The following is a 14,241-nucleotide window of genomic DNA, read 5'->3' as shown; positions in this document are numbered from 1 at the left end:
CTAATGTGGGAGGGGGCTTGCTCCCGATGGCGGTGGGTCAGTCAATGCATGAGGTGACTGACCCACTGCTATCGGGAGCAAGCCCCCTCCCACATTTTTTGACCGAGTCAGGCTTGGGCTCGGGTGCTTTTTTCGATCAGGCACATGGGGGTGCCGGCCACCGGTTCGCTCACGATCTGCACCTGCACCTCAAACACCTGGCGCATCAATTCGGCACTGATCACCTGTGCCGGCGCGCCATCGGCCACCAGCTTGCCGGCGTGCATCACCGCCAGGTGGTCGGCGTAGCGGCAGGCCTGGTTGATGTCGTGGAGCACGGTGATCACGGTCTTGCCTTCGGCGGCCAGTTCGCCCATCAGGTCGAGCAGTTCGACCTGGTGGCTGATGTCGAGGTAGGTGGTGGGTTCGTCGAGCAGCACCACGGGGGCATTCTGTGCCAGGACCATGGCCAGCCAGGCGCGTTGACGCTGGCCGCCGGACAGGTCCGCCAGGGCGCGGTCGGCCAGATTGTCGAGCTCCAGGCGTTGCATGGCTTGGGTCACATGGGCCCGGTCATTGCCGCTCAGGCGTCCCCACAGCGAGTTGTGCGGGCTGCGGCCGTAGGCGACCAACTGGCGCACGCTGACGCCTTCGGGCACCGGCAGCACTTGGGGCAGGAATGCAATGTGCCGGGCCAGTTGGCGGGCGGACAGGCTGGCGTAGGCCTGGCCATCCAGGCTCAGCTCACCTTGCGTGGGCTTGAGGATGCGCGCAAACGCCTTGAGCAAGGTGGACTTGCCGCAGCCATTGGGGCCGATTAACGCGGTGACTTTTCCCGTCGGCGGCGTAAACGACAGCCTCTGCACGATGGGTGTGGCGCCGTAGCCGATATCCAGCGCGCGTGCTTGAAGAATACTCATGTCATCAGCCCTTGAACCGTGCCAGCAACCAAAGAAAATACGGTGCGCCAATCACCGCCGTAAGCACCCCGGCGGGGATTTCGCTGGGCGCGATCAGCGTGCGCCCGAGGGTGTCGGCCAGCACCAGTAACAGCGCGCCGATCAGCATCGCCGCCGGCAGCAGGTACTGGTGATGCCCACCGACCAGGCGCCGTGCCATATGCGGTGCGACCAGGCCGATAAAGCCGATCGGCCCGATCACGCCCACGCCCAGGCTGGTGAGCAGCACCGCGCAGGCCATCGCCAGCCAGCGTGTGCGGTTCAGTGCGATGCCCAGGCTGTGGGCCGCCTCATCGCCGAGGGCGATCAGGTTCAGCGGTTTGGCCAGGCACAGCCCCAGCGGGATCAACACCAGGAACGGCAGCACCAGCGCTACATGGTGCCAGTTGCGGCTCCACAGGCTGCCAGTGAGCGCGAGCAAGGCGGTGTTGATGTCCAGCGGGTGGGACAGGATCAGAAACTCGGTGACGCTGGACAAGGTCACCGCAATCGCCACCCCGGACAGCGCAAAACGCACGCCGGAAAAACTCACACCGGTGTTGTACAGCGCCAACAGCAACGCACCACCGGCGCCGCCCAGGCAGGCCACCAGGGGCAGCCAGGCAATCGGCAGGTGCGGCCAGCTGATGATCGCCACGGTCAGCGCGAGCCCCGCACCTTGGGTGACACCGAGGATCTCCGGCGAGGCCAGCGGGTTGCGAATCACGCCCTGCACAATCGCCCCGGCCAGGCCGAATGCGCAGCCGGCGAGGATCGCGATCAGGCTGCGTGGCAGGCGGTGGTTCCAGACTTCAAAGTCGAGGGCGTCATGGGCCAGCAGGCGCTCCAGCACGGTTTCGGGCGTGAGCCACAGGGTGCCGGCGCTGAGGCTGACGAAGGTCGCCAGCAGCAACAAAACGAGCAGCAGCCAAAGGCGCAATCGTGGCTGGGTCATAGGGCACGCCTGGCGAGAAAGAGGAAGAATGGTGCACCAATCAGTGCCGTGACCACCCCGGCCGGGGTTTCCACCGGGAACGCCACGGCGCGGCTGAGCAGGTCGGCACCCAGCACGATCACTGCGCCCAAGGCGGCACTGAGTGGGATCAGCCAGCGGTAGTCATTACCGAGAAACTGGCGAAGGATATTCGGCGCGATCAACCCGACAAAGCCGATGGGCCCGACCGCGCAGACACTCGCCCCCACCAGCAACAGGCTGGCGACGAACACCTGCAAACGCAGGCTGGCAATGCCCACGCCCAACGAGCGCGCGGCGTCTTCGCCGAGGTTGATCAGGTTCAAGCGCGGCGCACACCACAGCGCCCACAGGCCGCCGATCAAGGTGCACGGCCAGAGCAATTGCACCTGGGCCGCACCGACGTTGGCCAGGGAACCGGCCAGCCAATTGAGCACGCTTTGCGCCTGGGCCTCGACCAGGATCACCGTGAGCCGGGTCAAGGCAGCACACAACGCGGCGACGGCCACCCCGGCCAACACCAGGCGACCTTGGGCCGTGGCCGGCGACCAGGCGCCACCGAGGCTGAACACTGTGATCCAGGCCAGTGCGCCGCCCAGGCAGGTCATCAGCAAGGCAGCGCCGGCAAACGGCGGTGCGACCAACCCGGTGGAAAACAACGCGAGCCCCAACGCCGCGCCTGCCGTCACGCCGAACAGCGACGGCGATGCCAGACGGTTGCGGGTGATGCCCTGCATCAGCGCCCCGGCCAGGCCCAGGCAGGCGCCCACCAATGCCGCGCACACCGCACGCGGCACGCGCAACTGGGCGACGATATAGGCCATATTGCCGCCCACGCTGCCCTGATGCACCAGCCCATTCCAGGCGTCGGCCGCCGTGAGAGTGAACGGCGACCAGCTGTACAACGACAGCCAGAACAACACGGCACCCAGCACCACGATGCCGGCTGCGGCCAAACCACGGCCCATGCTTATTGGCTCAGTACGGCTTTGCCGCCCTTGAGGATCGCCAGGGCGTCCTCGGCGATCTGCTCCGAGGCCAACACACCACGGTTGCGCGCCCAGCTGTCACCGTCCACTTCGGCCACCTGCTGGTTGCGCACCGCGCCCAACACTTGCCACAGCGGCTGCTTGCTCCAGCTGTCGACGATGCTCGGGCGGCGGTAATGGCCGACCAGCAGCCAACCCGGATCGAGGGCGAGCAGTTGTTCGAGGCTAACGAATTCGGTCGGCGCGGCGTTGGCGCGCACCGACGGCACTTTCAGGCCGATGGCTTGCAGCACGCTGCCGGCGTAGGAGTCCGGGCCGTGCACGGAGAAGCTGTCTTCACGGGCGACACCGAACAACACGCTGGCACCGGCGGGGATCTGCTGGGCGATTTTCTTCAGGTTTTCGCGGTTTTGTGCGATGCGGGCTTCCATCTGCGGGCTTTTGCCCAAGGCCTTGCCGATCAGCTCAGCGGACTTGAGGCTGCCCTCGTAATCCTCACCGCGCGACGGCAGCAACAGGGTTGGCGCAATACTCGCCAAGTCGCTGTACAGCGCCTGGTGGCGGTTGAGGTCGGCCACGATCAGGTCCGGCTTGAGCCGCGCGATTTCCTCGATGCTCGGTTGCGAGCGCAGGCCCACGGATTTCCACTGGCCGATGGCCTGACGCACGCGCGGCAGCACGCGCTTGGCGTCGCCATCATCGGCGGCGCCGACGGGGGTGACGTCCACGGCGGCGAGGCTGTCGAGAAAAGAGAACTCCAACACCACCACACGCTTGGGCGCATCGGGCAGATGCACCGCGTGCTGGCCGTCATTGAGGTCGATGGGGGCAGCGCTCAGCAGGCTGGAAGAGAACGCCAGCAGGCAGGCGGCAAGGGTGGGGATGGAGCGCAGCAATCGCATGGAGGTACCTCGGCGTTAAAACACCCCAACTGGACGGGCTGGGGAAAACGGCGGGTACTATTCCATATCGGGGCGACGTGATCAAAAAACATTCTCATTTGTGGGAGGGGGCTTGCCCTAATGCCAGTCAGTTAAGGCTTTTTGTAGGAGCGAGCTTGCTCGCGAAAAACTCACAGGCGCCGCGTTCATTCAGGAAGCACGCGTTATCGTTGACGTTTTTCGCGAGCAAGCTCGCTCCTACAGGAGGCGATGTACGCTTAACTGACTGGCATTAGGGCAAGCCCCCTCCCACATTTTTAATCCGCGTCTAAAAGTCGACCGTGGCAGACAGCAGGTAGGTGCGCGGGGTCGACAAGGTCAGCCCCGGCTCGCTGTCATCCGACGCGCCGGCCGAACTCCAGTAGCGCTTGTCGGCGACGTTCTCCACATTCGCCCGCAGGGTGATGTGCTTGTCATCGACCTTGAAGGCGTAGCGGGCGCCGACGTCGATGCGGTTCCAGGCGTCGATTTCCTTGACGTTGGACTGGTCCAGGTATTGGGAACTGGAGTGGATGCCCCGGCTGGTCAGGGTCAGGCCTTCGAGGGTCGGGACATCCCACTCGGCACCGAGGTTGACGTTGTACTTGGGCGTGGCCGGCGCGCGGTTGCCGTCCCAGGCGCCATTGGTGGTGTCCTTCAATTTGCTGTCGATGTACATCACGCCGCCGAGCAGGCGCACGCCCTTGAGGGGTTCGCCGAACACGCTCAGCTCCGCACCGGTGTTCTGGCGTTTGCCATTGGGACCGAACAGCCGCGACGTGGCGTTGGTCTCGTAGGCCGGTTGCTTGATGCGGAACACCGCGGCGGTCACGGCGAAGGCGCCAGCGTCGTACTTGGCGCCCACTTCCACCTGGCGGCTGATAAACGGCGGGAAGATCTGGTCTTCGTTGCGCGACGTGGACGGTGCGATCTTGCCCTGGCTCAACCCTTCCATGTAGTTGGCGTACAGCGACAGTTTGTCGGTGGCTTTGAACAGCAGGCCACCCGAAGGCGAGATCTTTTCTTCGTCGTAGTTGGTCTTGCCTTTGATGCCGTCGCTCCAATCGTCCACGATCACGCGCTGCCAGCGCGCACCGAGGGTGAGCAACAGGCGGTCATCGAAGAAACCCAGGGTGTCGGACAAGGCCACGCCACTGAACTTGTTCTCGGTATAAACCTTCGCATCCTGGCGCGTGGCCACCGACGGCGTCGGGGTTTGCACGGGGTTGTAGAGATTGCTCGATGCGTTCGCATAACGCGCACCGCCGTTGGTGAAGTCCATATAGAAGTAGCTGGCGGCCAGGTTGACCTCATGGCTCACCGGCCCGGTGTGGAACCAGTTACGCACGCCGGCCGTGGCGGTGCGGACGTTTTCATCGCGGGTGAAGTCCCGAGGCTGCACGGTGAAATCACCGGCCGCATTGGTCACCGAAACAGCATGGCGCAGGAACTCATGGTTACTTTTACGCGCGCCCACACCGCCGTAGAGCATCACCGAATCGCTGAGGTCATATTCGGCATTCAGCGTACCGAAGGTGTCCTTGGTGCGCGCCTTGCTCCAGGACTGCGCATAGTTGCGGCGCACATCGTTGGCGCTGGGCACCGGCGCGGCAGCCGCGACTTGCACACGCTCCTGCGGCGCATCGGTGTCGCGCTCGGTGCGGCCGATATCGCTGGAAAGGCGCAGGCGCTCGCCACGAAAATCCAGGCCCAGCACGGCCATCTCACGGTCGACGCTCTGGTGGTCCCATTCGGTATCGCCGGACTGCTTCACGCCGTTGAAGCGCAGGCCGAACTTATTGTCTTCGCCAAAGCGCCGGCCCACATCCACCGCGCCCCCGGCCTGGCTGTCGGAGGCCCAGGTGCCGGTGAACGAGGTGATGTCCTTGTCGGTGGCGCGCTTGGGCACCACGTTGATCCCACCGCCGACGCTGCCGCGCGGCGAGATGCCGTTGATCAACTGGGTGGGGCCTTTGAAGATGTCGACGCGGTCGGCCATTTCCATGTCGATGGTGTAGGTCGGCAGCACGCCGTACAGGCCGTTGTATGACACATCACTGTTGAACAGGCTGAAACCGCGAATGGTGAACTGCTCGTAACGCCCACCGGCCGGGTTGGTGGCGCGTACCGACGGGTCGCTGGCGATCAGGTCGCCGAGGGTGCGCGCCTGTTGGTTTTTCACCGCGTCCTGGGTGTAGGTGGTCATGCTGAACGGCGTTTCCATGAAGTCACGGGTGCCCAACAAGCCTTGCGAACCACGTCGCGCCACCTGGCCACCGGCGTAGGTGTCGCCGTCGTACAGGCCGGTGGTACCGAGAATCGACGTGGGCGCCAGTTCCAGGCTGCCGCCCTCCGGCATCGGCACCAGCATGTACGCTTGCTCGCCCATGGGCTGCAACTGCAGGCCGGAGCCTTGCAGCAAGCGGGCAAAGCCCTCTTCCACGCCGTATTCGCCGGATAAACCGCTGCTGCTGCGCCCGCTGACCAGCGCCGGGTCCACCGACAGGTTGACCCCCGACAGCCCGGCAAAACGGGTCAACGCCGCACTCAGGCTGCCGGCCGGCACCTGGTAGCTGCGGCGCGCGGCGCTGTCTTCGGCATAGCTGACGGGGACGAACAAGGGGCTGGCGCTGAGGCTCAGCATCAGGCTCAGTTTGAGCAACGGGCGCAAGCGCAAGGGTTGGACTGCGGGCATTGGAAGAAGCTCTCGATTTTGTTCACTTGCCTGGAATGACAGGCGAGGTGAAAAAAGGGGACAGGCTTCGACCAACTTTTTTCAAAATGGCAGGGCAATGGCGGCGCCATGCCCTGCTTTGGCTACCATACCGCGATATGGGAATCCGCACGCGGTTCGGTACCGCCGCACAGCACGCCGCTGACCGGATCGCGCAGGATGATCTGCCCACGGCCGTAGTCGGTGAGGTCGCTGGCGATCTGCACCTGGTGACCACGCCGGGCCAGGGCATTGGCCAGGTCGCGGGAGGCGCCCTGCTCGATGCCGACCTTCATGTCGCCCAGCCATTGCCAGCGCGGTGCATCCAGTGCGGCCTGGGGGTTGAGGCCGAAGTCCACCAGGTTCATCACCATCTGTACGTGACCCTGGGGCTGCATATAGCCGCCCATCACGCCGAACGGGCCAAGGGCCTGGCCGTCCTTGGTGAGGAAACCGGGGATGATGGTGTGGAAGGTCTTCTTGCCTGCTGCCAGGCAGTTGGCGTGGGCCGGGTCGAGGCTGAATTCCTGCCCACGGTTCTGCAACGCAATGCCGCTGTCGGGCAACACCACGCCGGAGCCGAAGCCGTGGTAGTTGCTCTGGATGAACGAGACCATATTGCCTTCGGCGTCCGCCGTGGCCAGGTACACCGTGCCGCTGGCGTGCGGGTCACCGGGCTTGGGCGCCTGTGCCTGCTCGCCGATCTGGCTGCGACGGCGCGCGCTGTAGTCGTCGCTGAGCAGGTCGGCCACTGCCACGCGCATGTGCAGCGGGTCGGTGATGTAGTGCAGGCCGTCGCTGTAGGCGAGCTTCATGGCCTCGAGCTGGCGGTGCCAGGTCTGTTGGCTGTCGCGGTGATCGAAGGTGAAGCCTTCGAGGATGTTCAGCGCCATCAGCGCCACCAGGCCCTGGCCGCTCGGCGGGATTTCCCAGACGTCGACACCGCGATAATTGATGTGGATCGGGTCCACCCACTGTGCGCGGTAGTCCTTGAGATCACTGGCGCGCAGGTAACCCCCGGTGGCCCGTGAGTGGGCGTCCAGGCGTGCGGCCAGGGCACCGCGATACAGGCTTTCGCAACGGCTGGCGGCCAGTTCTTCCAGGGTCCGCGCCTGGGCCGGGTTGCGGAAGATCTCGCCCGCTTGGGGTGCGCGCCCATCGATGAGGAACGTGTCGAACCAGGCTTGCAGCACTTCATCGCGGTGCGGGCTGAATTCGTTCAAGGAGATCTGCCATTGGTGGGCAACCACCGGTGACAGCGGGAAACCCTCGCGGGCCAGGCGGATGGCCGGTTGCAGCAGCTCGTCAAACGCCAGCTTGCCGAAGCGTTGCGACAGCTCCGCCCAGGCCGATGGGCAGCCGGGCACGGTCACCGGGGTCCAGCCGTACAGCGGCATCCGATCGTGCCCGGCAGCCTTGACCGCCTCGACACTCAAGGCGCCCGGCGCGTGGCCATTGCCGTTCAGGCCATGCAACTGGCCCTTGCACCACACCAGGGCAAACGCATCGCCGCCCAGGCCGCAGCCGGTGGGCTCCACCACCGTGAGCGCGGCCGCCGTGGCGATGGCCGCGTCGATGGCGTTGCCGCCCTTTTGCATGATCTCGATACCGGCCTGGGCGGCCAGGGGCTGGGACGCGGCTACCATGCCACGACGGGCAAATACGCTCTGGCGCTGCGACGGATAGGGGTACTCGTGGGCAGAAAATTTCAACATGGCAAAGGCTCTTCAAAAAAAGTCATAACACACGGCTGAGAAACGCCCGGGTACGGGGATGGCTGGGGTGGCTGAAGATCTGTTCCGGCGGCCCTTGTTCGATGAGTTCGCCCTGATCGAGTACCACCACGCGGTCTGCCACTTCCCGGGCAAAGCCCATTTCATGGGTGACCACCACCATGGTCATGCCCTCCTCGGCCAGCTCTTTCATCACCTGCAGCACTTCGCCGACGGTTTCCGGGTCGAGGGCGCTGGTGGGTTCGTCGAACAGCATGGCCTGGGGTTTCATCGCCAGGGCGCGGGCGATGGCGACCCGTTGCTGCTGGCCGCCGGAGAGCATCGACGGGTAATGGCTGGCCTTGTCCGCCAGGCCGACCCGCGCCAGCAGGCCACGGGCCTGTTCCAGCGCTTCGGCACGTGGTGTGCCGAGGACCTGGATCGGCGCTTCAATGATGTTTTCCAGCGCCGTCATATGGGGGAACAGGTTGAAGCGCTGGAACACCATGCCAATGTCGCGGCGCTGGCGGGCGATGTTGCGCTCCGAATCGCGCACCAGGCTGCCGTCGCTGCGCTCGCGATAGCCCATGGCGCGGCCGTTGACGCGGATGCGCCCGCCCTGGATGTCTTCCAGCAGGTTGATGCAGCGGATAAAGGTGGTCTTGCCCGAGCCCGAGGCGCCGATCAGCACCACCACTTCGCCGCGCCGTACTTGCAGCGAGATACCCTTGAGGATCTGCAACTCGCCGAACGACTTCTGAATATCCAGTGCCTCAATGATCAGCTCTTCACTTTGGTGCGCCATGGTTATCGTCCCCTCAGCAGTTTCAGGGTGCTGCGCCCGAACATGCGGCTGGCTGCCGGTGGTGGCGCGGAAGGCCGGTCGGACTGGCTGAAACGGGCTTCGAGCCAGCGCTGGAAAAAGCCCCAGAGGGTGGTCAGCGTCAGGAAATACAGGGCGACCACCAGGTACAGCTCAAACACGCGGAAGGTCGCCGAGGTGATCATCTGGGTGCTGAGCAGCAGCTCCTGCACACCGATCACGCTGACCAGGGTGGTGTTCTTGAGCATCACGTTGAACTCATTGCCCAGCGGCGGCACGATCACCCGGAACGCCTGGGGCAGCACGATGCGCCGCATCAACTTGGCGAAGCCCATGCCCAGGGAGCGCCCGGCTTCATATTGGCCCTTGTCCACCGCGCCGATGCCGGCACGGATGATCTCGGCCATATAGGCACCTTCGTTGAGGCCCAGGGCAATGATCGCCGCCTGGATATTGCCGGGGACGATCAGGCCGAACAGTTCAATATCTTCGAAGCGGAAAATCCCGCCCGCCGCCAGTGCCGTGTACAGAAACACGATCTGTACCAGCAGCGGCGTGCCGCGCATCAGCCACACGTAAAAACGCACCGGCAGATGCAACAGCGGGTTCTTCGACAAGCGCAACAACGCCGCCGCCAGCCCCAGCGCGCAGCCCAACAGCATCGCCAGCACACTGATCAGGCACGTCAGCCACAGCCCCGTGAGGTAGACCCCGCTGGGCTGCAGCAGGTACTGCCAGAACACATCCCAATTGAAATTCATCGCAGGTACGCCTCAGTCGAGTGTGTCGCTGCTGACATGCCATTTGTCCAGCAACTGCACATAGCTGCCATCGCTGCGCATATCGCTGATCACCTGTTGCACGGCGGCGGTCAGTTGCGGGTCGTCCTTGCGTATGCCCAGGCCGGTGAGGATGCGGCTGAACGCCGGCACGCCTTCCTGGAACAGGTCCGGGGCCATTGCTGCGTAGTAACCGGCGGTTTCCACGGTGGTGCCGTAGGCGTCGACCTGGCTGATACGCAGGGCCTGGAAGGCATCGGTGTCGGTGTTGTAGACCACCAGTTTCATCGGGGGCTTGCCGGCCTTGGCGAGGCTTTCATTGTGGGCATCGAGCAGGGTCTTGATGGTGGAGCCGTTGAGCACCGCGACCTTGTGCGCGGACAGGTCATCCAGCGCCTTGATGCCCTTGGGGTTGCCCTTGGGCACCACCACCGACTGGCTGGAATACATGTAGTTGACGATGTCGATCACCTGGCGCCGCTCGGGTTTGTCGAACAACTGGTCGACGATCATGTCGCACTGCTGGGCGAGCAACGCCGGCACCAGCCCAGAGAACGGAATCACCCGCCATTGCACTTGCTTGCCGCCCAGGCGCCTGGCGATTTCCAGGCCCAGGTCAACGGTGAGCCCGCGCGGTTTCTGGGCTTCGTCGAAGGACACCAGGGGCGGGGAATCCATCCCCGAGCAATAGACAAGTTTGTCGACTTTTTGCAGACGATCCGGCACTTGAGGCGCAGCAAAGGCCCCCTGTGCGCAGAGACCGAAGGAGACAGCCACCAGCAAGGCGCGGCATTTATGCATGACCAGACACTCCAGTTCGTTGAATAACGGGGCAGGACTAAAGTCAAAACACAGCGGGTGTTTCTTATTGTTCGGTTTGCAGGAACTGGATCAGTGCCGGCACGGTGCCTTCGATGTGTTCGCGCACCACGGCTTCGGCGCGGGCGGCATCGCCGGCGCGGATCGCATCAAGGATCACTGCGTGTTCCTGGCGGGCGCTGAGGGGTTTTTCGCCGTGCTGCAGCCACAAGCGCATAGGTGCCTCGACCAGCGAGTACAGCGCCGAAATCTGCTTCATCAGGCGCGGGCGGCCGCTGAGGCTGCACAGGTATTCATGGAACGCGCGGTGCCGACTGACCCACGCGGCGCCTTCGTCACGGTAGTCGTCCATCTCATCGAGCATGCGCTCCAGGGCCGCCAGTTGACGCTCGCCGATACGCCCGACGGCAACGCGTACCGCCAGGCCTTCAAGGGCGCTGCGCATCTCAAACACTTCGTGCAGTTCATCAATATCCAAACCGCTGACGACTGCGCCACGGTTGGGCCGCAGGGTCACCAGGCCCTGGGCGTCCAGGCGGCGAAAGGCCTCGCGCACCGGCATGCGGCTCATGCCGATCTCGCTGGCGATGTCTTCGGCGATCAGCCGGTCACCCTTGCGGTAGCGGCCGCCGCAAATGGCATCGAGCAGAAAGTTGTAGGCCTCCTCCTCGGCGGTGAGGGGCTGGCGGTCAACGTAAGCGGGAGCGAATTGCATCGGCAGCACCTTTTGAATTTTTGTATCCAATTATCCACGAATACAAAAAAGCAGGATGCGTGCCAACGGCTTGGGACAGGAGCCAAGTGATTGATTCAGATCGGATAGAAGGGAAAAAGCTGGGGCTGGCGTTGAAAAGTCGCGTGGGAATTTGCTACCCAATGGCGCAGAAGACGCCCCATTGGTGGGCGGAAGTAACAAGCGGACCGTGGGCGAGATGCTTTTGCTTGAGGCGAATCCAGCCCACCGCTGGCGTTATGGCTCGACCGAATAGATGACGGTTTGCGCGCTGTTTTCGCCGACCGCCCGGCGGGTGAAATAGGTGTCGCCTTCGTCGGTGAGGATCTCGTAGTCGGCCTTGCGGGCCGGACTGGCGTGCTTGATGATTTTCAGCACGCGCTGGAACTTCACGCTTTGCGTGCCGTTCTGGTTGGGCCCGGTGAGCACATTGACGCTTTGAAACCAGCCGGCGTGCCGCTGGTTGCTCACCAGCGCGTGGCTCATCGCCTCGAAACGTTCCAACCGCGTGAAGCCCCATAGGGTCTGTTCTTCGACGGTGGCGCCCGGCGTAGCGGCGCCGGTAAACACAAACAGATTGATCGCCGGGCTGTCTTCGCAAAAAAAGTCGTAAGGGACCAGGCCGTCGACCATTTTCCTGCCGGGCACAAAGCCCTTTTTATGCACCTGAAACATCGCCACCTCCACTCAATCAAGGGTGACAAGTCTAATCAGGCGCGACGTACAGGGCGGTCAAGCCAGTGTAATGTCGTGTAAAGATCGCGCGCTGTGCAGGGTGATCTCCACTGTCAGCCCTCCGCCTGGCTCGTTGCGCGCGAGGATGTGGCCGCCGTGCATCTGGACGGCCCTCGCAGCAATGGCCAGCCCCAGGCCAAACCCCACGCTGGCATCGCCCACCCCACGCTCGAACGGCTGGAAAATGCTGTGCAGCCGGTCATTGTCGACGCCCGGCCCTTGGTCGGTGATCTGTACCGTGAGGCGGTTCGCATCGTGGTTGACCTGCGCCGACACGCACACGGTGGTGTCCGGCCGGGTGTAGCGCACGGCATTGCGAATCACGTTCTCGAAGCAGCGGTACAACAACTCACCGCTGACGCAGGCGATAAACGGCGGGCACACCTGCAGGTGCACGCGACAGCCTTTGATGCCGGCCTCAAACTGCGCATCTTCAACGATCATCGCCAGCAATTCGACAATATCCACGGGCTCGCGCTCGATACTTTCCGGACGGCCTTGCAGGCGCGCCAGGGTCAGCAACGCCTCGATCAGGGTGTCCATGCGCTCGGATTCGCGCTCGATGCGTTCGAGCATTTCCAGGCGGGCGGCGTCCTGGCGCAACAGGCCGATGGCCGCCTGCATGCGCGTCAGCGGGGAGCGCAGTTCATGGGAGATGTCGTGCAGCAGCTGTTGCTGGGCCTCCACCAGCACCTTCAACTGGTTGGCCATGCGGTCGCAGTCTTCCGCCAGGTCGACGATCTCGTCGCGACGCTTGCCCATGGCCGGCTTGACCCGGGTTTCGAAGCGTCCCTGGGCCGCGTCGCTCATGGCGCGCTTCAGGTACGCCAGGGGCCAGGCCAGGTAATAGGCCATGTAGCCGCTGAACAGCGCACTCATCAACGTGCCGATGATCAGCGGGATCTGGTGCCAGGGCCGGCCCGGCGGGTTACCGGGCGCGTGGGTCGACCTGATCGACAGCGCCAGGCCTTCCTTGCTGACGACCGCTCGCTCATAGACCGGCTGCGTCACCGGCCCACCTATCAGCAATTGACCGGCACTGTTGTAGACGCCGATGGCCTCATCCGCCGGGCGCTCCCACACCGCCAGGAGCTGGCCGCCCGCCTCGACACCGAACGTTTGCAGCAGCTTGTCTTCGGCCGCCAGCATGGCTTCCACATGCGGGTCATTCGGCTGGAAACGGCCCAGTTCAAGCACGCCGACGCCCACCAGGAAGGTCAAGGTGGTCGCCAGCCAGAAGGCCAGGAACAGTTTCCAGAACAGCAGGCTGGGCTTGGTCATTCGGCAATCAACAAATAGCCGAGGCCGCGCACGCTCTGGATCCAGGCCTTGGCGTCCGGGCGCGGCCCGAGCTTTTGCCGGATGCTGCTGATATGCACGTCGATGCGCCGGTCGTAGCGGGTCAGCGGGCAGCCGAGGGCATTGAGTGACAGATCCTTTTTACTCACTACCTGGCCGGCGCTGCGGGCCAGTTCTTCCAGCAGGCTGAACTCGGTGCTGGTCACGCCCAGCTCGAGGCCTTTCCACAGGGCCTGGCGCTTGCCGGGCCACAACACCAGCGCGCCGGTCGTGATCACTTCGGTGGTCGGCTGGCCCACCGGCTGCACCCTGCGCATGATGGCGCGCAGGCGCGCGACCAGTTCGCCGGGGGAGCTGGGCTTGGGCACGTAATCATCGGCGCCGAGTTCCAGGCCGGTGATGCGGTCGATGTTGTCGCCACGGGCGGTGAGCAGCACTACGGGTACCTGGCTGACGACGCGGATGCGCCGGAGTACCTCGATGCCCGAGCGCTGGGGCAGCATGACGTCCAGCACCACAATGCTGTAGCGCCCCGACAGCGCCTCCTCCTCGCCCTCCTCCCCCGTGTGCACGGCCGTGGCCTCAAAGCCTTCGCGCGCGAGGTATTGGCTCAGCATGTCAGTCAGTTCCTGGTCGTCGTCGACCAACAGTACGCGGATCATCTCGGGCTCGTCAGTGGGGGGTTGCGCATTATCGACCCGGCATTGGCATCCCAGACCAAACTTTACCTAACTTGACATTCGGTTAACCGCACCAAACGCCCCTCGCTCGTATGCTGGATGTTCACCAGTCCGGCCGCGCGGCGAGTTGTCCATGCGTGCCGGCGCTG

13 protein-coding genes are annotated in these 14,241 nt (G+C 64.2%); all 13 read right to left on the bottom strand.

Translation table 11 applies throughout. The features are described 5' to 3' along the window. Positions 1-107: 107 nt before the first annotated feature. The 13 genes from fecE to Q8X51_RS21130 all read right to left on the bottom strand — a co-directional run bounded on the left by fecE (position 108) and on the right by Q8X51_RS21130 (position 14,074). Positions 108-899: a Fe(3+) dicitrate ABC transporter ATP-binding protein FecE gene (gene fecE / locus Q8X51_RS21190; RefSeq protein WP_407694385.1), complete on the bottom strand. Its 792-nt coding sequence runs from the start codon at positions 897-899 to the stop codon at positions 108-110. Between the two features lie 4 nt (positions 900-903). Then, on the bottom strand, positions 904-1,872 hold the full coding sequence (locus tag Q8X51_RS21185; RefSeq protein ID WP_407694386.1) for an iron chelate uptake ABC transporter family permease subunit: 969 nt from the start codon (positions 1,870-1,872) through the stop codon (positions 904-906). Further along, positions 1,869-2,858 carry an iron-dicitrate ABC transporter permease FecC gene (gene fecC, locus Q8X51_RS21180; protein ID WP_223015333.1) on the bottom strand — a complete coding sequence of 330 codons (990 nt, stop codon included), beginning with the start codon at positions 2,856-2,858 and terminating at the stop codon, positions 1,869-1,871. Before fecC ends, Q8X51_RS21185 begins: the two co-directional genes overlap by 4 nt. Positions 2,859-2,860: 2 nt before the next feature. Continuing rightward, entirely contained in the window at positions 2,861-3,781 is a 921-nt protein-coding gene (locus Q8X51_RS21175) for a Fe(3+) dicitrate ABC transporter substrate-binding protein (protein ID WP_065948026.1), read from the bottom strand. A gap of 307 nt (positions 3,782-4,088) precedes the next feature. Beyond that, positions 4,089-6,494, bottom strand: a complete 2,406-nt coding sequence (locus Q8X51_RS21170; protein WP_407693506.1) for a TonB-dependent siderophore receptor — start codon at positions 6,492-6,494, stop codon at positions 4,089-4,091. A 122-nt stretch (positions 6,495-6,616) separates the two neighbouring features. Beyond that, positions 6,617-8,227 carry a gamma-glutamyltransferase family protein gene (locus Q8X51_RS21165; protein WP_065948024.1) on the bottom strand — a complete coding sequence of 537 codons (1,611 nt, stop codon included), beginning with the start codon at positions 8,225-8,227 and terminating at the stop codon, positions 6,617-6,619. Positions 8,228-8,249: 22 nt separating this feature from the next. After that, positions 8,250-9,029, bottom strand: coding sequence for an amino acid ABC transporter ATP-binding protein (locus tag Q8X51_RS21160; RefSeq protein WP_053129053.1), 780 nt, complete (start codon positions 9,027-9,029; stop codon positions 8,250-8,252). A 2-nt stretch (positions 9,030-9,031) separates the two neighbouring features. Beyond that, entirely contained in the window at positions 9,032-9,808 is a 777-nt protein-coding gene (locus tag Q8X51_RS21155) for an amino acid ABC transporter permease (RefSeq protein ID WP_027607402.1), read from the bottom strand. A 12-nt stretch (positions 9,809-9,820) separates the two neighbouring features. After that, entirely contained in the window at positions 9,821-10,627 is an 807-nt protein-coding gene (locus Q8X51_RS21150) for an ABC transporter substrate-binding protein (RefSeq protein WP_330214891.1), read from the bottom strand. Between the two features lie 64 nt (positions 10,628-10,691). Continuing rightward, complete coding sequence (locus Q8X51_RS21145; protein ID WP_065927276.1) at positions 10,692-11,360, bottom strand: GntR family transcriptional regulator; 669 nt, start codon at positions 11,358-11,360, stop codon at positions 10,692-10,694. A 255-nt stretch (positions 11,361-11,615) separates the two neighbouring features. Continuing rightward, positions 11,616-12,053 carry a hypothetical protein gene (locus Q8X51_RS21140; RefSeq protein ID WP_065927275.1) on the bottom strand — a complete coding sequence of 146 codons (438 nt, stop codon included), beginning with the start codon at positions 12,051-12,053 and terminating at the stop codon, positions 11,616-11,618. Between the two features lie 57 nt (positions 12,054-12,110). After that, on the bottom strand, positions 12,111-13,394 hold the full coding sequence (locus Q8X51_RS21135; protein ID WP_407693505.1) for a HAMP domain-containing sensor histidine kinase: 1,284 nt from the start codon (positions 13,392-13,394) through the stop codon (positions 12,111-12,113). Next, positions 13,391-14,074, bottom strand: coding sequence for a response regulator (locus tag Q8X51_RS21130; RefSeq protein ID WP_407693504.1), 684 nt, complete (start codon positions 14,072-14,074; stop codon positions 13,391-13,393). Before Q8X51_RS21130 ends, Q8X51_RS21135 begins: the two co-directional genes overlap by 4 nt. Between the last annotated feature and the right edge of the window lie 167 nt (positions 14,075-14,241).

It is taken from the genome of Pseudomonas sp. Yb2C2, from assembly GCF_052112325.1.
GTDB classification, from domain to species: domain Bacteria; phylum Pseudomonadota; class Gammaproteobacteria; order Pseudomonadales; family Pseudomonadaceae; genus Aquipseudomonas; species Aquipseudomonas marginalis.
This window is presented reverse-complemented; position numbering and strand designations above follow the sequence as displayed.